Origin of the sequence: Pseudomonas sp. UBA4194 (assembly GCF_002379585.1) — a bacterium.
Taxonomy (GTDB): Bacteria; Pseudomonadota; Gammaproteobacteria; order Pseudomonadales; family Pseudomonadaceae; genus Aquipseudomonas.
This window is the reverse complement of the sequence record NZ_DFUE01000061.1, coordinates 1-19,878: the sequence shown is the minus strand read 5'-3', so window position 1 is coordinate 19,878 and position 19,878 is coordinate 1. Positions and strand designations below refer to the sequence as shown.

Genomic DNA, 19,878 nt, shown 5'->3' with positions numbered 1-19,878 from the left:
CGCGCTCCGCCTGACACTCCACGGCGCCCATGACCCGGCTTACGCCGGTGCTACAGGCCTGCGGCGTAAGCTGCGTCCGTCGCCCCCGCGCTCCGCCTGACACCCCACGGCGCCCGTGACCCGGCTTACGCCGGTGCTACAGGCTTGCGGCGTAAGCCGCGTCCGGCCACCCCGCGATCCACCTGACACCCCACGGCGTCCGTGATCTGTAGCAGCGGCGTAAGCCGCGTCCGGTCACACCGCGATCGACCTGGCACTCCACGGCGTCCGTGACCCGGCTTACGCCGGTGCTACGAGGGTGCGCAGGGTGGTGGCGATGATTTCGGCTTCGTCTGCGCAGAGTATCAAAGGTGGCAGCAGGCGCAAGGTGGTGCCGCGGGTGACGTTGATCAGCAAGCCGTGCTCTTGAGCGGCCCGTTGCATCAGCTCACGGCACGGGCGATCCAGCTCCACGCCGATCATCAGCCCCCGACCCCGCACGGCCTTGACGCCTGGAAGGTCGGCGAGTTCTTCCGTCAAACGCCGCAACAAAAGACTACCCACGGTAGCAGCGTTATCCACAAGCCCTTCACCCTCGACGATATCCAGTACCGCGCAGCCAACCCGGCACGCAAGAGGATTGCCGCCAAAGGTGCTGCCATGGCTGCCGGGGGTGAACAACTGCCCGACCTCGGCGCGTGCCAGGCACGCCCCGATCGGAATGCCATTGCCCAGGGCCTTGGCCAAGGTGATCACATCGGGCGTGATGCCTGCGTGCTGATAGGCGAACCACCGTCCGGTGCGGCCGATGCCTGTTTGTATCTCGTCGAGCATGAGCAGCCAGCCGTGATCATCGCAATGTTCACGCAAGGCCCGCAGGTAGTGATCCGGCGCGATGTGCACACCGCTCTCACCTTGTATGGGCTCCAGCAGAACGGCGGCGATGCGTTGACCAAAGGCCTGGGTCACGCTGGCCAGCGCGTCCATGTCGGCAAAGGGGATCTTGATGCAGTCGCCGGGCAATGAGCCCAGGCCGCTGCTCAAGTGAACGCCGTCGCTCGCGGCCAGCGTAGCCAGGGTGCGGCCATGGAACGCGTTGTCCATGACCACCACCAGGGGTTTGGCGATGCCCCGGCTGTTGCCATGCAGGCGGGCCAGTTTCAATGCCGTTTCGTTGGCCTCCGCCCCGGAGTTGTTGAAAAATGCCTGCTCCAGCCCCGACAGCGCCGACAGTCGTGCGGCGAGCCGGCGCTGCCAGTGAATGCCGTACAAGTTCGAGGTGTGCAACAGCAATCCCGCCTGTTCAGTGATGGCCGCCACTACCTGTGGATGCGAATGTCCCACTCCGGTCACGGCCACCCCGGCTATCGCGTCCAGATATTCACGGCCTTGCTCGTCCCACACACGAGTGCCGGAGCCGCGGGTGAACGCCAGCGGCAGGGGTTGGTAGGTGGGCATCAAATGGGCAGCGCTCACGGTGTGAATCCTTTTAAGTGATGAATGACATCAGTATCAAGATCCACTACAGCAGGATAAATAGCGCTAACCTTGGTTCACTTTAAAGCAAGGATTGATAATGGATTTGTTCCAAGCCATGGGCGTCTACGTCAAAGTGGTCGAATTGGGCAGCATGACCGCCGCCGCCAAAGCCTGTGACCTTTCCACCACCATGGTCAGCAATCACCTGCAGGCATTGGAGCAACGGCTGGGTGTCAGCCTGCTGCTGCGCACCACCCGCCGCCAGCAGGTCACCGAAGCCGGTCAGGCCTATTACCTACGCTGCCTTGAGGTGCTCGGCCTGGTGGCCGATTCCGAGCGCTGGGCGGAGCGGACCCAAGCCACCCCCCAAGGGCTGCTGAGAATCACTGCCCCGCCGACGTTCGGTGCCGAGTGTCTGACGCCGGCGTTGAGCGGTTTCCTGCAACGTTATCCACAGATCAGCGTCAGCCTGACCTTGAGTGATCAGGTTCAGGACATGCTCGAGGGCCACTTCGATGCCGCCTTGCGATTGGGCGCTCTGGAACCCTCGACGCTTATCGCCCGCCCGCTGGACGACTATCGCCTGAGCATCTGTGCCTCGCCTGAGTACCTTCAGCGTTGCGGTACGCCCCAGCATCCGGAGGAGTTGAGCGCTCATGAATGCCTGCAATTCATGTACAACCCTGGGGACGCCTGGCGAGGTACGGAAAAGCGCTGGTCGATGCGCGGGCCCGAAGGGTTGATCAGCGTGGAGGTGGCAGGGCGGCTGGTGACCAATTCCAGCGCCAGTCTGCGCCAGGCGGCCTTGGCGGGCATGGGGCTGGTCATGTTGCCTGACGTGCTGTTGAAGGCGGATCTGCAAGCGGGCACGCTGGTGCGAGTACTTGCTCCATTCGCGCTGCCTGGCAGGCCTCTGCACCTGCTTTATCCACAGGACCGCTACCGGTCGCCCAAGCTGCGGGCTTTCGTGGACTACATCGTGCAGATGCTGGGCCCGGCAGCGGGTTCAGGTCAGTAAGTGTCCTCAGGCAAGCTGGCGATGATGGAGCGGTAGCTGTTCATCCGTTGCTGCTGCACGCGGCCATCGTCCAAGGCCTTGAGCAGCGCACAGCCCGGCTCGCGATCGTGCTTGCAGTCGCGAAAGCGACAGGTCCCGAGCAAATCGGTGAACTCGATGAAGCCTGCTTCCACATCAGCCCGGCTGACGTGGCCCAGGCCAAACTCGCGGATGCCGGGGGAGTCGATCAGTTCGCCACCGCCGGGGAAGTGAAACAGGCGCGCGGTAGTGGTGGTGTGGGTGCCCTGGCCGGACCACTCCGACAGGGGGCCTACCCGAGTCTGCACCTCAGGCAACAGGCTGTTGACCAGCGAGGATTTGCCCACCCCGGACTGGCCCACGAACACGCTGATATGGCCATCCAGACGCGTCTGCAATTGCTGCATGCCATCGCCATGGTGCGCCGACACTTCCAGCAGCGGATAGCCCAGCTGGCGATACACCGCCAGCAGGGCATTGAGCGCCGGTGCGTTCTGCTCGTCGATCAGGTCAGCCTTGTTCAGCAGCAGCAGCGGGTGAATGCCGGCGTGCTCGGCCGCCACCAGATAGCGGTCGATCAGGTTGGCATGGGGCTCGGGCATCGGCGCAAAAACGATGACGATGAGGTCGACGTTGGCGGCCACCGGCTTGAGCTGGCCACGGCTGTCGGGCCGGCGCAGCTCGGTGGTGCGCGGCAGCTGCGCGACGATCACGCCGATACCCTGGTTGCCGGCGCGCCAGACGACCTTGTCGCCGGTAACCAGTGCCGGCAGGTTGGCGCGCAGGTAGCAGCGGCAAACCTGGCCGGCCTGTTCGCCCTCCAGCGCTTCGACTTCCACCTGAACGCCGAAGTGGGCGATGACCAGGCCCGTTTGCTCGGGTCCCAGATCCCCGCCCTCCAAGGTGTCCAGCGCCTGGGACTCGCGCTTGGCCGCGCGCGCGGCGCGCTCGCCCTGGATTTTTTCGATACGCCAGTTCTGGCGGCGGTTCAGTTGGCGTTTGGCCATGTGTGTTCCGTGTAAATGAGTGCAGGCGTGAACAAAGGCGGGATACTAGCACGCCCGGCTAGGCTAAACTGCGCAGCTACGCCGAGGAGCCTTTCATGCACAACCCACAGAACCTGATCTGGATCGACCTGGAAATGACCGGTCTGGACCCCGACCATGATGTCATCATCGAGATGGCCACCATCGTCACCGACAGCGATCTCAATACCCTGGCCGAGGGCCCGGTCATCGCCATCCATCAAAGCGATGAGATCCTGGCCGGCATGGACGAGTGGAACACACGTCAGCACGGCGGCTCTGGCCTCACCCAGCGCGTGCGCGAAAGCACCATCAGCATGGCCCAGGCCGAAGCACAGACCATTGCCTTCCTGGAGCAGTGGGTGCCCAAGGGCAAGTCGCCGATCTGCGGCAACAGCATCTGCCAGGATCGTCGCTTCCTGTACCGTCATATGCGCGATCTGGAAAACTATTTCCACTACCGCAACCTGGACGTCTCCACCCTCAAGGAACTGGCCGCGCGCTGGGCGCCGGAGGTCAAGGACAGCTTCAAGAAGGGCAGCACCCATCTGGCTCTGGACGACATCCGCGAATCCATCGCTGAGCTGCAGCACTACCGCAAGCACTTCATCAAGTTCTAACGCTTCGCTGCAACACCCCGCGATGGCCAGCAGCAGCGCTGCAAAGGAGGGAGCGGTTTCTACCCGCGATGGGGCCAGCTGTCACCGCGCCGAGACCTCAGTAAATCGAGCGTCGCGGCGCCTTCAGGGCGCTGGCGATGTCAGTGGCCAACCGCGCAATGGCGTCGCCGTCGAGGTTGCCGACACTGATCCTTATCGCCGTCGCACTGGCCAGCCGAAAGGGGCTGCCGGCCTGAACCGCCCAGCCCCTGGAAGCCAGCATCTGCACTGCCGACGTCTCGTCCGGCACCGGCAGCCAGAGGTGCAGGCCTTCCCCGGCTGCGTCCACGTCTATGCCATTGCGCGCCAGCGCTTCGATCAATGCCTGTCGGCGCCGGCGATACGCCTGGCTCACCTTGCTCAACCCATCCTCGGCCAGCATGCCTGCCCAGAGGTGCGCCGCCAGCCGTTGCAACAACAGACTCACCCAGCGCGGCCCCACTCGCTGTTGGCGCTGCATTTCCCTGTGCATCGGGGGGCAGGCGCTGGCAATCGACAAGCGCAGGTCAGGCCCGAGAAATTTGCTGGTCGGCAACACGTACACCCAGTGCGTCGGCAGCGGGTGCAGATCGGCGACGGGTGCGTCGCTGAGCGGTCCCCAGTGATCATCGATCACCAGCAGCGTGTCCGGAGCGCCCTGCATGGCGGCCGCCCATTGTTGCCAGCGCGCCGTGTCGAACGAGCAGCCGGTGGGGTTCTGTGCACGGGGTGTCAGCACCACCGCTGCGGCGCCCCGCAAGGCTGCATGGGTGGGCGGCACGGCACCGCGATAGTCTTGCTGCAGCACAATGGGCTTGAGCCGCAAGCCCGCCAAGAGATCACGCAGTGGCGGCCAGCAGGGGTCTTCGATCAGCACCGAGGTGCCTGGTCGGCAGCGGGCTCGCAGCGCCCGCTCTATGGCGTCGAGGGCCCCGGAATAGACACCCACCTGTTCACTGGGTAGCCGCTGGCCTTGCAGCCACCGAGCGGCCAGGTCCATCAGCTGTGGGTCGTTGCCGTACTGGTCGAACCCGCTCTGGCTCATGTGGCGGCCCAGCCAGTCGGCTTGCGGTACAGGCAGCAGCTTACCGTCCAGATTGCCGCTGGCCAGGTCGCACAATCCCTCAGGCACGGCAAAGCTGTGCTCGACCATGGCCGACATGCCGGTCACGCGGGTACCTCGGCGTCCGTCAGTAACGATCAAGCCGCTGTCGCGCAAGGCTTTATAGGCCGCTGCCACCGTATTGGGGCTGACGTTCAGCTCCATTGCCAGCTCGCGCACGGATGGCAGCGACGCGTTTTGAATCAATTCGCCCCGCCGAATTTGCTGTTCGATGCCGTCGGCGATCTCGACAGCGGTGGAGCCCTTCATCAATAATGTGTTCATACATTGATCATATTGTATTGGTACAAAAATGAAAAGTGCTCTCGTTTTACGCCATCTGGCCTTTGAAGGGTTGGGGTGCCTGGCTGATGTACTGGCCTTGCAGGGTTATCAGGTCCACATGGTCGAAGCCCCGCTTGACGCATTGGCTCAACTGGATGCCGTGGCCCCGGATCTCCTCATCGTGCTGGGCGGGCCCATCGGTGCTTTCGACGAAGTGGCCTACCCGTTCCTGGCGGATGAACTCGAACTCGTTCGCCAGCGTCTTGCCAGCGGCAAGCCGGTCCTCGGTATCTGCCTGGGCGCGCAGCTTATCGCTCGTGCTCTGGGGGCGGGAGTGGCGCCCATGGGCCACAAGGAAATCGGCTTTGGCCCCGTCACCTTGACGCAAGCAGGCACGGATTCGGTGCTGGCGCCGCTGGCAGCGGCTACGCCAGTGCTGCATTGGCACGGTGATCAGTTCGAGATTCCAGGGCAGGCCACCTTGCTTGCCGCCACCGACGCCTGCCCGCATCAAGCCTTCAGTGTGGGCGATCAGGTGCTGGCTTTGCAGTTTCATATCGAGGTCTCACCGCAGGCAATCGAAGCCTGGCTGGTCGGTCATGCGGGCGAACTTCACCGAGAGGGTATCGATCCGCGAGAACTGAGGGCGCAAGCCCTGAAGCTCGGTGATTCGGGAGTCGCGATGGCCCAGTCGATTTTCACTGACTGGTTGGTGCGGTTGCAGTGAACGATCGTCCGCTTCCCGTCGAGTTGCGGCATGTGCTGGCGGGTCGGTCTCGCCCCTTCACTCGTCCGGGCACCTTCACAGGCATCGACAAGGTTTCGCTCCCCGGGGCTGTCGAGGTAGGCGCTCAGGGGGTCGTCGGCGACGAGCAGGGTGATCGGCGAGTCCATGGAGGTATCGACAAGGCTATTCATCACTATCCGTTCGAGCATTACCGCCAATGGAAAGCAGTCATCGGCGATCATCCGCGTCTCGAACAGCCAGGCGCGTTTGGTGAAAATCTGTCCACCCTGGGGCTGACCGAGCACCAGGTGTGCCTGGGCGACATCTTCCGATGCGGTGGCGTGCTGTTGGAAGTGAGTCAGACGCGGCAGCCGTGCTGGAAGCTAAGTGACCGCTTTCAGGTAGCGGATATGGCTATGCGGATGCAGACCAGTGCAATGACCGGGTGGTACTACCGCGTTCTCGAAGGCGGAGTGTTGCAAGCAGGCGATCAGCTCCTGCTGCACGCTCGCCCGAACCCACAATGGTCGCTACGCCGCGTTATCGCTCTGCTCTACGAGCGAACACTGGATGTCGAAGCTTTGAACCAATTTTCACGACTACCCCTCGTGCCATCCTGGCGCTCGCTGGTGGAGCGCCGCCTTTGCACCCAGGAGGTCGAGAGCTGGAATGGCCGAATGATGGGTCCACCCTCAGGAGAATAAAAACAGATGGAATACCTTCGCGTCATCATTCACTTGCACAGCGCCTATTGGTGCCAGGTCGATGTGGAGCACGTTTCGGCCGGCGCCGTGCTGGCCGATATAACTCGTCGCTTTCCCGAAGCCGAGGGCTACAGCCTGCAGGTGCAGCACAAGACAGGTGAACGCCGGTTGTTGGAATCCACGCCTGCTGGCATCCGCTTGCTGTATGCCGAGGGTTGTTTTGCAAGCCGATGATGTGATTGAAGGGTCAACGCGACTCGCAACGCTGCTGCAGCTGTAGCAGCGGCGTAAGCCGCGTCCGGGCGGCGAACGATGTCCCCGCGACGCACTTCATCAAGCCCGGTATCATCCGCGCAGTCTCCCCTATCTGCCTCGGTTCGCTCCCTCATGCTCCTGACCCTCTACCTCATCGCAATCACTGCCGAAGCCATGACGGGCGCCCTGTCTGCGGGGCGTCGGGGGATGGACTGGTTTGGCGTGGTGCTGATTGCCTGCGTGACCGCGTTGGGCGGTGGGTCGATGCGTGATGTGTTGCTGGGGCATTACCCGCTGACCTGGGTCAAGCACCCGGAATACCTGGTACTCACCAGCGTGGCGGCATTGGTGACGATCTTCATTGCGCCACTGATGCGCAAGTTGCGCACATTGTTCCTGGTGCTCGATGCCCTGGGCCTGGTGGCGTTCACTCTGATCGGCACCATGACGGCGCTGGAGTTGGGCCACGGTTTCCTGGTGGCGTCCATCAGCGGCATGATCACCGGCGTGTTCGGCGGTATCCTGCGCGACATCCTGTGCAACGATATCCCATTGGTGTTTCGTCGCGAGCTGTACGCCAGCGTGTCGTTCGCCGCCGCCTGGTGCTTTCTGTTGTGCACCCACCTGCAATTGTTGGCAGAGCAAGCGCTGCTGATCACCCTGTTCGGCGGCTTCCTGCTACGTCTGTTGGCTATCCGCTTTCATTGGGAAATGCCCAAGTTCGTCTACGACGACCGCTGAGCATGCTGGGCCAGCGCCCATTCCACATGTTCGCGTACCAGTTCGGAAGGGTGATCGCGTCGGGCTCGCAGGGCCTCCAGCACCGGAATGCTCGACGGCGCATTGCCCAGGCCTACGGCCAGGTTGCGCAGCCAGCGCTCGTAGCCAGCGCGGCGTAACGGCGAGCCCTCGGTGCTGCTCAGAAAGTGCTCTTCATCCCACATGAACAGCTGGGCCAATTCGGCGTTGTCCAGGTTGTGGCGGGGCTGAAAGTCGTTTTCCTCGGTGGGGCGCGCAAAGCGATTCCAGGGGCAGACGATCTGGCAGTCATCGCAGCCGAACACCCGATTGCCGATCAGGGGTCGAAGCTCTTCGGGGATGGCCGTTTTCAGCTCGATGGTCAGGTAGGAAATGCAGCGTCGTGCATCCAGCACGTAGGGGCCCACGAAGGCCGCGGTCGGGCAGATATCCAGGCACGCGCTGCAACGGCCACAGTGCTCGGTGGCATGAGGCGGGTCGACGGGCAGCGGCAGGTCGACGAACAGCTCGGCCAGAAAGAAGTAGCTGCCCGCCTTGCGGTTGAGCACCAAGGTGTTCTTGCCGATCCAGCCCAGACCGGCCTGTTCGGCAATGGCCTTTTCCAGCACCGGAGCGCTGTCGACGAAGGCGCGGAAGCCGAATGGGCCGATATCCTTCTGGATGCGCTCGGCCAGTTGCTGCACACGTTTGCGGATCAGTTTGTGATAGTCGCGGCCCAGGGCATAACGCGATACGTAGGCTTTTTCCGGTGCCGCCAGTTGCTGCGCCATGCGGGTATCGCCGGCCAGGTAGTCCATGCGCAGTGACACCACGCGCAGCGTGCCGGGCACCAACTGCTCGGGATGAGAGCGTTTGCTGCCGTGGGCGCCCATGTAATCCATCTCGCCGTGGTAGCCGGCCGCCAGCCAGCGCGCCAGGTGCTGCTCGTGCTCACCCAGATCCAGGCCGGCGATGCCGACTTGCTGGAAGCCCAGTTCGCGGCCCCAATCCTTGATGGATTGAGCCAGGGCGGGGAGGTCGACAGTGGAAGCAGACATGCGAGGAGGGAAACCAGAGCTGAGGTAGGTATAATTCTGCCAGACATCGACGCAAAGGTTGCAGCATGCCATCCCCTGACCCGCAAATACCCGACGTACAGCAGCAATCTCCACGGCACCTGGGGCCAGACAGCCTGGTGGGGCCGGCGGCGCGTCCGCTGGATGCGCACAAGGGCATGTACGGCCGGGTGCTGGTTATCGGTGGCGACCACGGCACCGGCGGCGCCGCCCTGCTCAGCGCTGAAAGCGCCTTGCGCAGCGGTGCCGGGATGGTCTCGTTGGCCACGCGCGGTGAGCATGCCGCGCCGGCCCTGGCACGTATGCCAGAGGTGATGGTTGCCAGTATCGCCTCGGCCAACCAACTGATGGGCCTGGTTGAGGCCGCTTCCGTACTGGTGGTCGGGCCAGGCCTGGGTCAAGCCAGTTGGGGCCGCAGCCTGCTGTCGGTTGCGGCCAATGCCGACAAGCCGCAGGTGTGGGACGCCGATGCGTTGAATCTGCTGGCCAACGGCACGACGCGCCTGCCGGCTGACGCCGTGATCACCCCGCATCCAGGCGAGGCCGCCCGCCTGCTGGGCATTTCCACCGAGCAACTGCAGAAGGACCGCAACGGCGCGGCGCTGCAACTGGCCCGTCGATACGCGGCGGTGTGCGTGCTCAAGGGCGCCGGCAGCCTGATTGCCGCCCCGGATGGACGCCTGGCTCTGTGCGACCACGGCCATCCGGCCATGGCCACCGGCGGGTTGGGTGACGTGCTGGCGGGCCTGATTGGCGCGCTTCGTGCTCAGCATATGGACGGCTTTGATGCGGCCTGCCTGGGCGTCTGGTTGCACGCCCGCGCCGGTGAGCAGCGTGGCCGTCAGGGGCGGGGCCTGGCCGCCAGTGATGTGATCCCCACCATTCGTCAGTTGCTCGAGGAGCAGTTTCCGTGTCTGAAGTAACCCTTTATGTGGAAGGCGAACAGGCCATGATCGAGTTCGGCGCGCGCATGGCCCAGCTCACCGGGGGCCACGGCCTGATCTTTCTGGAGGGCGATCTAGGCGCCGGCAAGACCACCTTCTCACGCGGCTTGATCCGTGGCCTGGGCCATGTTGGTGCGGTGAAAAGTCCGACCTTCACGCTGGTTGAACCGTACGAAATAGGTGCTATAAAAGCCTTTCACTTCGACTTGTATCGTCTTGTTGATCCTGAAGAATTGGAGTACTTGGGCATACGCGACTACTTTGAAGAAGACGCACTTTGCCTGATCGAATGGCCCCAACAGGGTGCAGGCTTTTTGCCAAAGCCTGACCTGACCATTACCATAAGCCCGCAAGCGGCCGGTAGGTCGTTGAAGTTGTCGCCTCAGGGCCCGCGCGGTGAGTCCTGGTGTGCCGTTCTGGCACGGGAATTCAAATAAATTGATGGGGTTAGGTATGCGCATTCGCGCGCTGGTCGCGGTCGTTGGTTTCATGGTGGCGACGTTGGCCGTCAACGCAGTGGCTGCCACGCAGGTCAAGAGCGTGCGGTTGTGGCGCGCACCGGATAACACTCGGTTGGTGTTCGACCTGACCGGGCCGGTGCAGCACAGTGTGTTCACCCTGTCCTCACCCGATCGCCTGGTGATCGACATCAATGGCGCCACGGCTGCCGGGCCTCTGTCGGTGGCCCCCGGTGATTCGCCCATCACCAGCGTGCGCTCGGCGCAGCGCACCCCCAACGACCTGCGAGTGGTGGTCGACCTGAAAAAATCGGTCACGCCGAAAAGCTTCACCCTGGCGCCGAACCAGCAGTATGGCAATCGTCTGGTGGTCGACCTGTTCGACTCGCCTGCCGACGCCGAGCCAACGCCTACCCAGCCTGCGGTGGCGATCGCGCCTGCGGTGCCGGTCACGCCAACGCGTCCGGCCATCAAGCTGACGCCAGTCCCCAATGGCAAGCGCGACATTGTTGTGGCCATCGACGCCGGTCACGGCGGTGAAGACCCGGGCGCCTCCGGCCCGCGGGGCCAGCACGAGAAAGACGTGGTGCTGCAGATTGCCAAGGAACTGCAGCGCCAGATCAACGCCGAGCAGGGTTTTCGCGCCGAGCTGACCCGTACTGGCGACTACTTCATTCCGCTGCGTGGCCGTACCGAAATCGCGCGCAAGAAAGGCGCCGACCTGTTTGTGTCGATCCACGCCGACGCAGCGCCATCCTCGGCCGCTTTCGGCGCCTCGGTGTTCGCCCTGTCGGAGCGCGGTGCCACTTCCGAAACCGCGCGCTGGCTGGCCGACACGGAAAACCGTTCCGACCTCATCGGCGGTGCCGGCAACGTCAGCCTCGACGACAAGGACCGCATGCTCGCCGGGGTATTGCTGGACCTGTCGATGACCGCCTCCCTGACCTCCAGCCTCAATGTCGGCCAGAAGGTACTCAGCAACATCGGCCAGGTCACCCCGCTGCACAAGCGCCGGGTCGAGCAGGCCGGGTTCATGGTGTTGAAGTCACCGGACATCCCTTCGATCCTGGTCGAGACCGGCTTCATCTCCAACTCCAACGAAGCCAACAAGCTGCAGAGCTCCGGCCACCAGCAGGCCCTGGCCCGTTCGATTCGCACCGGCGTGAAGCAGTTTTTCCAGCAGAATCCACCGCCCGGCACCTACATCGCCTGGCTGCGCGATACCGGCAAGATTGCCCGTGGCCCAAGTACGCATGTGGTACGCCCAGGTGAAACCCTGGCCATGCTTGCGGCCCGCTATGAACTGGGCATTGCCACCTTGCGCAGTGCCAACGATCTGAAAACCGATGAGCTGAAGATCGGCCAGGAAATCACCATTCCCAGTACCGCGCTGGCGGCACAGTGATGAGCACTTCGGCGCGCATCGAGCTGCTCAGTCCGCGGCTCGCTAACCAGATCGCCGCAGGCGAGGTCGTCGAACGGCCGGCCTCGGTGATCAAGGAGCTGCTGGAAAACAGCCTGGACTCCGGCGCCCGTCGCATCGACGTGGAAGTGGAGCAGGGCGGCGTCAAACTGCTGCGGGTACGTGACGACGGCGGGGGCATATCCGCCGACGATCTGCCGTTGGCCCTGGCGCGGCATGCCACCAGCAAGATTCGCGACCTCGAGGACCTCGAACGGGTGATGAGCCTGGGCTTTCGCGGCGAGGCGCTGGCTTCGATCAGTTCGGTCGCGCGCCTGACCCTCACGTCGCGCACCGCCGATGCCGACCAGGCCTGGCAGGTCGAAACCGAAGGCCGGGACATGGACGCGCGGGTTCAGCCTGCGGCCCACCCTGTGGGCACTTCGGTGGAAGTTCGCGACCTGTTCTTCAATACCCCCGCGCGGCGCAAATTCCTCAAGACAGAGAAGACCGAATTCGATCACCTGCAGGAAGTGATCAAGCGCCTGGCGCTGGCCCGTTTCGATGTCGGGTTTCATCTGCGCCACAACGGCAAGACCATCCTCAGCCTGCACGAAGCGCGCGACGAGACCGCCCGTGCCCGGCGCGTGGCGTCGGTGTGCGGCCCGGCCTTCCTCGAGCAGGCGATGCCGATCGAGGTCGAACGCAACGGCCTTCATCTATGGGGCTGGGTCGGGTTGCCGACGTTCTCCCGCAGCCAGGCGGACCTTCAGTACTTCTTCGTCAACGGTCGCGCGGTGCGCGACAAACTGGTGGCCCATGCGGTACGCCAGGCCTATCGCGACGTGCTGTTCAACGGCCGCCATCCCACCTTCGTGCTGTTTCTGGAGGTGGATCCGGCAGTGGTCGACGTCAATGTGCACCCTACCAAGCACGAAGTCCGCTTCCGCGACGGTCGCATGGTGCACGACTTCCTCTACGGCACCCTGCATCGGGCCCTGGCCGACGTGCGCCCCGAAGACCACCTGGCCAGCGCGCCTGCCCCCCAGGAAGGCCTGCGTCCCACCGGTGCCCAGGCCGGCGAGTTCGGTCCGCAGGGCGAGATGCGTCTGGCAGCCAACCTGCTGGAACAGCCCGTGGCCGGGCCGCCCACCTATGCTTCGGGCGGTGGCGGCCAGGGTTATCACTATGTGCCGCCGCGCCCTTCGCAGCCACTGCCGGTGGCCGAGTCGCAGAACGCCTACCGTGAGTTCTTCGCGCCGCTGCCGGTCACCGGCAACCCTGCGCAGATCGCGCCCGGGCTGCCTGAGGGGCAGGGCGATATCCCCCCGTTGGGCTACGCCCTGGCGCAGCTCAAAGGCATCTACATTCTGGCCGAGAACGCCCAGGGTCTGGTGCTGGTGGACATGCACGCCGCCCACGAACGCATCATGTACGAACGCCTGAAGATCGCCATGGCCAGCGAAGGTCTCAGTGGTCAGCCGCTGTTGGTGCCCGAATCCCTGGCGGTCAGCCAGCGCGAAGCAGATTGCGCCGAAGAACACGTGGCCTGGTTCCAGCGCCTGGGCTTCGAACTGCAACGCCTGGGTCCGGAAACCCTGGCCATTCGGCAGATTCCCGCGCTGCTGAAACAGGCCGAGGCCAACCGACTGGTATCCGACGTGTTGGCCGACCTGATGGAGTACGGCACCAGCGACCGTATCCAGGCCCACCTCAACGAGTTGCTGGGCACCATGGCCTGCCACGGCGCCATTCGCGCCAATCGGCGCCTGGCCATCCCGGAAATGAACGGCCTGCTGCGCGACATGGAAAACACGGAGCGCAGTGGCCAGTGCAACCATGGCCGACCGACCTGGACCCAGATGGGCCTGGGCGAATTGGACAAACTTTTCTTGCGCGGCCAGTGAACATGAGTGGGTTACCCCCGGCGATATTTCTGATGGGGCCGACGGCTGCCGGCAAGACCGACCTGGCCATCGAGCTGACCAAGGTATTGCCCTGCGAGCTGATCAGCGTGGATTCGGCGCTGATCTACCGGGGCATGGATATCGGCACTGCCAAGCCTTCGCGGGACATACTCGCGCAGTATCCGCACGCGCTGATCGATATCCTCGACCCGGCCCAGAGTTACAGCGCCGCCGATTTTCGCCGCGATGCCTTGCAGGCCATGGGCGAAATCAGCGCGCGCGGCAATATTCCGTTGCTGGTCGGCGGCACCATGCTGTATTTCAAGGCACTGCTCGAAGGCCTGGCGGACATGCCGGCAGCAGATGCCGAGGTTCGCGCCGAACTCGAAGAGCGGGCCGCGCGCCTGGGCTGGCAGGCGCTGCACGATGAATTGGCCGGCGTCGATCCGGTGTCGGCGGCGCGTATCCACCCCAATGATCCGCAGCGTCTGATTCGTGCCCTGGAGGTCTATCGGGTCAGCGGCTCGAGCATGACCGAGCACCGTGCCCGACAATCTGCGCAAAGTACCGAGGCAGGCGCGTCGGGAGACGTTCAATTGCCCTATACTGTGGCGCAACTGGCGATCGCACCCACGGATCGCCAGGTGTTGCATGAACGAATTGCCCTGCGTTTCGGGCAAATGCTGGAACAAGGCTTCATCGACGAGGTCATTGCTTTGCGTGCCAGAAGTGACTTGCACGCAGGGCTGCCGTCTATACGAGCGGTGGGCTACCGGCAGGTCTGGGATCATCTGGATGGCAAGCTGACGTCGGCTGAAATGCAGGAGCGCGGCATTATTGCCACTCGCCAGTTGGCGAAACGGCAATTTACCTGGTTGCGCGGTTGGGCTGATCTGCACTGGTTGGATAGCCTGGCTTGCGACAATCTGCCTCGCACCTTGAAATACCTGGGCTCGGCCTCCATATTGAGCTGAGTCCCGCAATTGCCGTCTATCCTTGGGGGTAACACGGCCAAAGCCAGCAATTTTTCATAGCTTTCTTACTATTGATCCTTAAAGGAGTGCGGCACATGTCAAAAGGGCATTCGCTACAAGACCCTTACTTGAACACCTTGCGTAAAGAGAAGGTCGGCGTTTCGATCTATCTGGTGAACGGTATCAAGTTGCAGGGCCAGATCGAGTCTTTCGACCAGTTCGTGATCTTGCTGAAGAACACCGTCAGCCAGATGGTCTACAAGCACGCGATTTCCACAGTGGTACCGGTGCGTCCGATTCGTCTGCCCAGCGCAACCGAATCCGAGCAGGGCGACACTGAACCAGGTAACGCCTGATAGGAGTCTGCCTTGTTCTTTGAGCGCCACGGTGGTGGTGAACGAGCCATACTCGTTCACTTGGATGGTCAAGACCCTGAGGCGCGCGAAGACCCGCAGGAGTTTCAGGAGCTGGCCATTTCGGCCGGCGCCGAAACTGTCGCATTCGTCAATGTCGCTCGCCATCGGCCCAGTGCCCGGTTTCTCATCGGCAGCGGCAAGGTCGAGGAGCTGCGTGACCAGGTCAAGGCCGAACACGCAGACCTGGTGATCTTCAATCACACCCTCACACCCAGCCAGGAACGCAACCTCGAAAAAGTCTTCGAGTGTCGCGTGCTCGACCGTACCGGTCTGATCCTGGATATCTTCGCGCAACGCGCCCGTACCCATGAAGGCAAGCTGCAGGTCGAACTGGCCCAGCTCGAGCACATGAGCACGCGTCTGGTGCGTGGCTGGACTCACCTCGAGCGTCAGGGCGGTGGTATCGGCCTGCGTGGCCCGGGTGAAACTCAGCTGGAAACCGACCGCCGTCTGCTGCGGGTACGCCTGCGCCAGATCAAGTCGCGGTTGGAGAAGGTGCGCAGCCAACGCGAACAGGCGCGCCGCGGGCGGCGTCGGGCGGACATTCCGTCGGTGTCGCTGGTGGGCTACACCAACGCCGGCAAGTCGACCTTGTTCAATGCGGTCACGACCTCCGAGGTGTACGCCGCCGACCAGTTGTTCGCCACATTGGACCCTACCCTGCGCCGCCTTGAGCTCAAGGACCTGGGGCCGGTGATTCTGGCCGATACCGTGGGTTTCATTCGGCACCTGCCGCACAAGCTGGTCGAGGCTTTTCGCGCTACGCTCGAAGAGTCGAGCAACTCCGACCTGCTGTTGCATGTGATCGATGCCCACGAGCCCGAGCGCATGGCGCAGATCGAGCAGGTCATGGCGGTGCTGACGGAGATCGGCGCGCAAGGCTTGCCGATCCTCGAGGTGTATAACAAACTCGATCTGCTCGAAGGGGTCGAGCCGCAGATTCAACGCGATGCCGATGGCAAGCCCGTCAGGGTCTGGGTATCGGCGCGTGACGGTCGCGGTCTCGATCTGGTCAAGCAGGCGGTGGCCGAGCTGCTGGGCGAGGACCTGTTCGTGGGGACCTTGCAGCTGGGTCAGAAGCTGGGGCGATTGCGAGCGCAGTTCTTCTCGCTCGGCGCTGTGCAGAGCGAGGCCCATGATGAACAGGGCGGCAGCCTGCTGGCGGTGCGTTTGCCCCGTGCGGAATTGAATCGCCTGGTCAGTCGCGAAGGGATGGAGCCCGCTGAATTCATCGAGCAACACACTTTGCAATAAAAGCCTGACACGGCGGCTGTGCTGTCGTGACGGGCATTCTGTAGCATTGGTCGGCGCGCCGTGGGTGCGTCTTTGCTTTATCAGATGGAGAGCGCTATGGCTTGGAATGAGCCGGGTGGCAACTCGAACAATCAAGATCCTTGGGGTGGCAAACGCCGTGGAGGCGACCGCAAGGGGCCACCGGATCTCGACGAGGCCTTCCGCAAGCTGCAGGACAGCCTGAACGGTTTGTTCGGCGGTGGAAAGAAACGCACAGGTGGCAGTGGCGACGGTGGTGGTACATCCAAGGGCGGTGGCCTCGGGCTGCTGGGCATCGGCATTGCCGTGCTGGCCGCCATCTGGCTGTACAGCGCCGTCTACGTGGTCGACGAGCAGGAGCAGGCCGTGGTGCTGCGCTTCGGCAAGTACTATGAAACCGTCGGGCCGGGCTTGAACATCTACTTCCCGCCGATCGATCGCAAGTACCTGGAAAACGTCACGCGCGAGCGTTCGTACACCAAGCAGGGCCAGATGCTCACCGAAGACGAAAACATCGTCGAAGTGCCGCTGACCGTGCAGTACAAGATCACCAACCTGCAGGATTTCGTCCTGCGCGTCGACCAGCCTGAAGTCAGCCTGCAACACGCGACCGACAGTGCCTTGCGCCATGTGGTGGGTTCCACCGCCATGGACCAGGTGCTGACCGAAGGCCGTGAGCAGATGGCGGGCGAAATCAAGGAACGCCTGCAGCGTTTCCTCGACACCTATCAGACCGGCATCACCGTGACCCAGGTCAACGTGCAGAGCGCAGCCGCACCGCGTGAAGTGCAGGAAGCCTTCGATGACGTGATTCGTGCCCGCGAGGACGAACAGCGTTCGCGCAACCAGGCCGAAGGCTATGCCAACGGCGTGATTCCGGAAGCCCGTGGTCAGGCACAGCGCATCATCGAGGACGCCAACGGCTACCGCGACGAAGTGGTCTCCCGTGCCAAGGGTGAGGCCGACCGCTTCACCAAACTGGTCACCGAGTACCGCAAGGCGCCGGAAGTCACTCGCCAGCGTCTGTACCTGGAAACCATGCAGGACGTCTACAGCAATACCAGCAAGGTGCTGGTGGCCAGCAAGGAAGGTCAGAACAACCTGATCTACCTGCCGCTGGACAAGATGGTCGGGGGCGATCGCAACAACAGCGCCACGCCAGCCGCCGCCACGCCGTCCTCGGCCAGTGATGCTGCAGGTGCTCGCGCCGCGGCCGACCTGCAGCAGCAACAGCGTGAAATGCGTTCAAGGGAGAGTCGCTGATGGGCAATAAATCTGTGATCGCCCTTATCGTCGCTGTCGTACTGGCAGTGGCAGCATGGAACTGCTTCTACATCGTCGCTCAGACCGAACGTGCGGTACTTCTGCAATTCGGCCGGGTCGTCCAGGCGGATGTGCAGCCGGGCCTGCATGTGAAGCTTCCCTACGTCAACCAGGTGCGCAAGTTCGACGCCCGGCTGATGACCCTCGACGCACCGACCCAGCGGTTCCTGACCCTGGAGAAGAAAGCGGTGATGGTCGACGCCTATGCCAAATGGCGGGTCAAGGACGCGGAGCGTTACTACACCGCGACTTCCGGCATGAAGCAGATCGCCGACGAACGTCTGTCCCGCCGTCTCGAGTCGGGCCTGCGTGACCAGTTCGGCAAGCGCACCCTGCACGAAGTGGTGTCGGGTGAACGTGACGCGCTGATGTCGGACATCACCTCCTCGCTCAACCGCATGGCGGACAAGGAGCTGGGTATCGAAGTCATCGACGTGCGCGTCAAGGCCATCGACCTGCCCAAGGAAGTGAACCGCAGCGTGTTCGAGCGCATGAGCACCGAGCGTGAGCGTGAAGCCCGCGAGCACCGCGCCAAGGGTAACGAGCTGGCCGAAGGCATCCGTGCCGACGCCGATCGCCAACGCCGTGTGCTGCTGGCCGAAGCCTACCGGGAATCGGAAGAAGCCCGCGGTGACGGTGATGCGCAGGCAGCGGCCATCTACGCCAAGGCGTATGGCCAGGATCAGGAGTTCTACTCCTTCTTCCGCAGCCTGCAGGCTTATCGCCAGAGCTTCGCCAACAAGAGCGACGTGATGGTGCTTGATCCGAACAGCGACTTCTTCAAGTTCATGGACAAGTACAAGCCCTGATCGACGCACCCCACCCGGCGGTTTAACCGCTGGGTGGGGTGAACGATCGGCAAAAGCTGTGTATGATGCGGCAGCCGGGAAATTCCCGGCTTTTTTGCGTCTGCAAGATCGATTGGCCGATTGATTGGCCCTGGTTCATGAGGAAATTGCCCCGCGATGCGTTTGCGGTGGGCGATTTCTGCTTCACTCAAGGCTCGCCCGAGGGCTGGCCGCCCGGATCATAGGGGAATGGCGTAATGGCAACGGTAGACCGCTGGCTGCTGCCAGATGGCATCGAAGAAGTACTGCCGCCGGAAGCTGCGCGTATAGAAGTGGCGCGGCGCAAGGTGTTGGACCTGTTCCAGAGCTGGGGCTACGAGTTCGTCGTGACCCCGCATATCGAGTATCTAGAGTCGCTGCTGACCGGTGCCGGTCAGGACCTTGATCTGCGCACCTTCAAGGTGATCGACCCGCAATCGGGTCGCCAGATGGGGTTCCGCGCCGATATCACGCCGCAGGTGGCGCGTATCGACGCCCACACCTTGCGCCGGGAAGGGCCGAACCGTCTGTGCTATGCCGGCAGCGTGTTGCACGCCCAGCCGCGGGCACTGTCCAGCTCCCGTAGCCCGATCCAGTTGGGTGCCGAGTTGTATGGCGATGCCAGCCCGAGCAGCGATGTCGAGGTGATCAGCCTGATGCTGGCTATGCTTGAGTGGGCGGATGTGCCGGATGTGCACATGGACCTGGGTCACGTCGGCATCTACCGCGGCCTGGCACGGGCCGCCGGTTTGTCCGGCGACGTGGAGCAGCAGTTGTTCGACGCCCTGCAACGCAAGGCCATCGACGAAGTGATCGGCTTGACCGAAGGCCTGCCGGCCGAATTGGCTGGCATGTTGCGGGCTCTGGTCGATCTGTGCGGTGGGCGCGAAGTGCTGGCACAGGCCAGGATACGTCTGGCCAATGCCCCGGCAGCGGTACTGACCGCGCTCGACGACCTGCTGGCGATTGCCGAGCGCTTGGCATTGCGCTTCCCGGCGTTGCCGCTGTATTTCGACCTGGGCGAGTTGCGCGGTTATCACTACCACACCGGCGTGGTGTTCGCGGTGTTCGTGCCGGGCATGGGACAGTCCATCGCTCAGGGCGGTCGTTACGACGACATTGGCGCCGACTTCGGTCGCGCCCGGCCGGCCACCGGCTTCTCCACGGACCTCAAGTCCCTGGTGAGCCTGGGCCGCGCCGAGATCGAACTGCCGTCAGGCGGCATCTGGATGCCCGACAGCACTGACGCGGCGCTGTGGCAGAAGGTCTGCCAGTTGCGCGGCGAGGGCCAGCGAGTGGTCCAGGCCTTGC

The 19,878-nt window shown here is 63.3% G+C and carries 19 protein-coding genes and 1 pseudogene; 16 read left to right on the top strand and 4 right to left on the bottom strand.

The features are described from left to right. Positions 1-279 precede the first annotated feature (279 nt). Entirely contained in the window at positions 280-1,455 is a 1,176-nt protein-coding gene (locus B3397_RS15425) for an aspartate aminotransferase family protein (RefSeq protein WP_296251639.1), read from the bottom strand. A gap of 100 nt (positions 1,456-1,555) precedes the next feature. Between B3397_RS15425 and B3397_RS15420 the strand changes: the two genes are divergently transcribed. Then, on the top strand, positions 1,556-2,476 hold the full coding sequence (locus tag B3397_RS15420) for a LysR family transcriptional regulator (RefSeq protein ID WP_296251636.1): 921 nt from the start codon (positions 1,556-1,558) through the stop codon (positions 2,474-2,476). On the opposite strand, the gene rsgA is transcribed toward B3397_RS15420, so the two are convergent. After that, positions 2,470-3,501 carry a small ribosomal subunit biogenesis GTPase RsgA gene (rsgA, locus tag B3397_RS15415; RefSeq protein ID WP_296251634.1) on the bottom strand — a complete coding sequence of 344 codons (1,032 nt, stop codon included), beginning with the start codon at positions 3,499-3,501 and terminating at the stop codon, positions 2,470-2,472. The genes B3397_RS15420 and rsgA overlap by 7 nt on opposite strands. Positions 3,502-3,596: 95 nt before the next feature. Between rsgA and orn the strand changes: the two genes are divergently transcribed. Next, a complete protein-coding gene (gene orn, locus B3397_RS15410; RefSeq protein WP_296251631.1) occupies positions 3,597-4,139 on the top strand; it encodes an oligoribonuclease in 543 nt (180 codons plus the stop codon). 97 nt (positions 4,140-4,236) lie between these two features. Here the strand turns inward: orn and B3397_RS15405 are convergent, their stop codons facing one another. Beyond that, entirely contained in the window at positions 4,237-5,544 is a 1,308-nt protein-coding gene (locus B3397_RS15405; protein ID WP_296251628.1) for an aminotransferase class I/II-fold pyridoxal phosphate-dependent enzyme, read from the bottom strand. 28 nt (positions 5,545-5,572) lie between these two features. Here B3397_RS15405 and B3397_RS15400 point away from each other — a divergent pair, with 28 nt between their 5' ends. The 4 genes from B3397_RS15400 to B3397_RS15385 all read left to right on the top strand — a co-directional run bounded on the left by B3397_RS15400 (position 5,573) and on the right by B3397_RS15385 (position 7,971). Further along, a complete protein-coding gene (locus B3397_RS15400; protein ID WP_296251626.1) occupies positions 5,573-6,271 on the top strand; it encodes a glutamine amidotransferase in 699 nt (232 codons plus the stop codon). After that, positions 6,268-6,975 (top strand): MOSC domain-containing protein, encoded by a 708-nt coding sequence (locus tag B3397_RS15395; protein ID WP_296251623.1) that lies wholly within the window; start codon positions 6,268-6,270, stop codon positions 6,973-6,975. Before B3397_RS15400 ends, B3397_RS15395 begins: the two co-directional genes overlap by 4 nt. A gap of 6 nt (positions 6,976-6,981) precedes the next feature. Then, the gene (locus B3397_RS15390; RefSeq protein WP_296251621.1) at positions 6,982-7,209 is read left to right on the top strand and encodes a hypothetical protein; all 228 of its coding nucleotides are present in this window, start codon (positions 6,982-6,984) and stop codon (positions 7,207-7,209) included. Positions 7,210-7,362: 153 nt separating this feature from the next. Further along, positions 7,363-7,971 (top strand): trimeric intracellular cation channel family protein, encoded by a 609-nt coding sequence (locus B3397_RS15385; RefSeq protein WP_296251619.1) that lies wholly within the window; start codon positions 7,363-7,365, stop codon positions 7,969-7,971. Here B3397_RS15385 and queG read toward each other — a convergent pair. Then, positions 7,956-9,026 carry a tRNA epoxyqueuosine(34) reductase QueG gene (queG, locus tag B3397_RS15380; RefSeq protein WP_296251615.1) on the bottom strand — a complete coding sequence of 357 codons (1,071 nt, stop codon included), beginning with the start codon at positions 9,024-9,026 and terminating at the stop codon, positions 7,956-7,958. The genes B3397_RS15385 and queG overlap by 16 nt on opposite strands. Before the next feature lie 134 nt (positions 9,027-9,160). On the opposite strand from queG, the pseudogene B3397_RS15375 reads away from it, so the two are divergent. From B3397_RS15375 to B3397_RS15330, 10 genes and pseudogenes are all read left to right on the top strand, one after another. After that, positions 9,161-9,967 (top strand): annotated as a pseudogene (locus B3397_RS15375) (NAD(P)H-hydrate dehydratase); the annotation flags it as partial. After that, entirely contained in the window at positions 9,955-10,425 is a 471-nt protein-coding gene (tsaE, locus tag B3397_RS15370; protein ID WP_296251610.1) for a tRNA (adenosine(37)-N6)-threonylcarbamoyltransferase complex ATPase subunit type 1 TsaE, read from the top strand. The pseudogene B3397_RS15375 and the gene tsaE, both read left to right, overlap by 13 nt. A 16-nt stretch (positions 10,426-10,441) precedes the next feature. Then, positions 10,442-11,851 (top strand): N-acetylmuramoyl-L-alanine amidase, encoded by a 1,410-nt coding sequence (locus tag B3397_RS15365; protein WP_296251608.1) that lies wholly within the window; start codon positions 10,442-10,444, stop codon positions 11,849-11,851. Beyond that, the gene (gene mutL, locus B3397_RS15360; RefSeq protein WP_296251606.1) at positions 11,851-13,755 is read left to right on the top strand and encodes a DNA mismatch repair endonuclease MutL; all 1,905 of its coding nucleotides are present in this window, start codon (positions 11,851-11,853) and stop codon (positions 13,753-13,755) included. Before B3397_RS15365 ends, mutL begins: the two co-directional genes overlap by 1 nt. 2 nt (positions 13,756-13,757) lie before the next feature. Next, a complete protein-coding gene (miaA, locus tag B3397_RS15355; RefSeq protein WP_296251604.1) occupies positions 13,758-14,729 on the top strand; it encodes a tRNA (adenosine(37)-N6)-dimethylallyltransferase MiaA in 972 nt (323 codons plus the stop codon). Positions 14,730-14,824: 95 nt separating this feature from the next. Then, positions 14,825-15,085: an RNA chaperone Hfq gene (gene hfq / locus B3397_RS15350; RefSeq protein ID WP_296251600.1), complete on the top strand. Its 261-nt coding sequence runs from the start codon at positions 14,825-14,827 to the stop codon at positions 15,083-15,085. Between the two features lie 12 nt (positions 15,086-15,097). Continuing rightward, complete coding sequence (hflX, locus tag B3397_RS15345) at positions 15,098-16,399, top strand: ribosome rescue GTPase HflX (protein WP_296251597.1); 1,302 nt, start codon at positions 15,098-15,100, stop codon at positions 16,397-16,399. Between the two features lie 96 nt (positions 16,400-16,495). Continuing rightward, positions 16,496-17,680, top strand: coding sequence for an FtsH protease activity modulator HflK (hflK, locus tag B3397_RS15340; RefSeq protein WP_296251594.1), 1,185 nt, complete (start codon positions 16,496-16,498; stop codon positions 17,678-17,680). Continuing rightward, positions 17,680-18,549: a protease modulator HflC gene (gene hflC, locus B3397_RS15335; RefSeq protein ID WP_296251593.1), complete on the top strand. Its 870-nt coding sequence runs from the start codon at positions 17,680-17,682 to the stop codon at positions 18,547-18,549. Before hflK ends, hflC begins: the two co-directional genes overlap by 1 nt. A gap of 236 nt (positions 18,550-18,785) precedes the next feature. Beyond that, on the top strand, positions 18,786-19,878 hold a 1,093-nt coding region (locus tag B3397_RS15330), incomplete at its 3' end, for an ATP phosphoribosyltransferase regulatory subunit (RefSeq protein WP_296251590.1).

Excerpts from the sequence above, each read along its gene's own strand:
- orn (WP_296251631.1), top strand. The coding sequence starts at position 3,597 with ATGCACAACCCACAGAACCTGATCTGGATCGACCTGGAAATGACCGGT.
- B3397_RS15385 (WP_296251619.1), top strand. The coding sequence starts at position 7,363 with ATGCTCCTGACCCTCTACCTCATCGCAATCACTGCCGAAGCCATGACG.
- B3397_RS15400 (WP_296251626.1), top strand. The coding sequence starts at position 5,573 with ATGAAAAGTGCTCTCGTTTTACGCCATCTGGCCTTTGAAGGGTTGGGG.
- B3397_RS15390 (WP_296251621.1), top strand. The coding sequence starts at position 6,982 with ATGGAATACCTTCGCGTCATCATTCACTTGCACAGCGCCTATTGGTGC.
- hflC (WP_296251593.1), top strand. The coding sequence starts at position 17,680 with ATGGGCAATAAATCTGTGATCGCCCTTATCGTCGCTGTCGTACTGGCA.
- miaA (WP_296251604.1), top strand. The coding sequence starts at position 13,758 with ATGAGTGGGTTACCCCCGGCGATATTTCTGATGGGGCCGACGGCTGCC.
- hfq (WP_296251600.1), top strand. The coding sequence starts at position 14,825 with ATGTCAAAAGGGCATTCGCTACAAGACCCTTACTTGAACACCTTGCGT.
- hflK (WP_296251594.1), top strand. The coding sequence starts at position 16,496 with ATGGCTTGGAATGAGCCGGGTGGCAACTCGAACAATCAAGATCCTTGG.
- B3397_RS15420 (WP_296251636.1), top strand. The coding sequence starts at position 1,556 with ATGGATTTGTTCCAAGCCATGGGCGTCTACGTCAAAGTGGTCGAATTG.
- queG (WP_296251615.1), bottom strand. The coding sequence starts at position 9,026 with ATGTCTGCTTCCACTGTCGACCTCCCCGCCCTGGCTCAATCCATCAAG.
- B3397_RS15365 (WP_296251608.1), top strand. The coding sequence starts at position 10,442 with ATGCGCATTCGCGCGCTGGTCGCGGTCGTTGGTTTCATGGTGGCGACG.
- mutL (WP_296251606.1), top strand. The coding sequence starts at position 11,851 with ATGAGCACTTCGGCGCGCATCGAGCTGCTCAGTCCGCGGCTCGCTAAC.
- rsgA (WP_296251634.1), bottom strand. The coding sequence starts at position 3,501 with ATGGCCAAACGCCAACTGAACCGCCGCCAGAACTGGCGTATCGAAAAA.
- B3397_RS15405 (WP_296251628.1), bottom strand. The coding sequence starts at position 5,544 with ATGAACACATTATTGATGAAGGGCTCCACCGCTGTCGAGATCGCCGAC.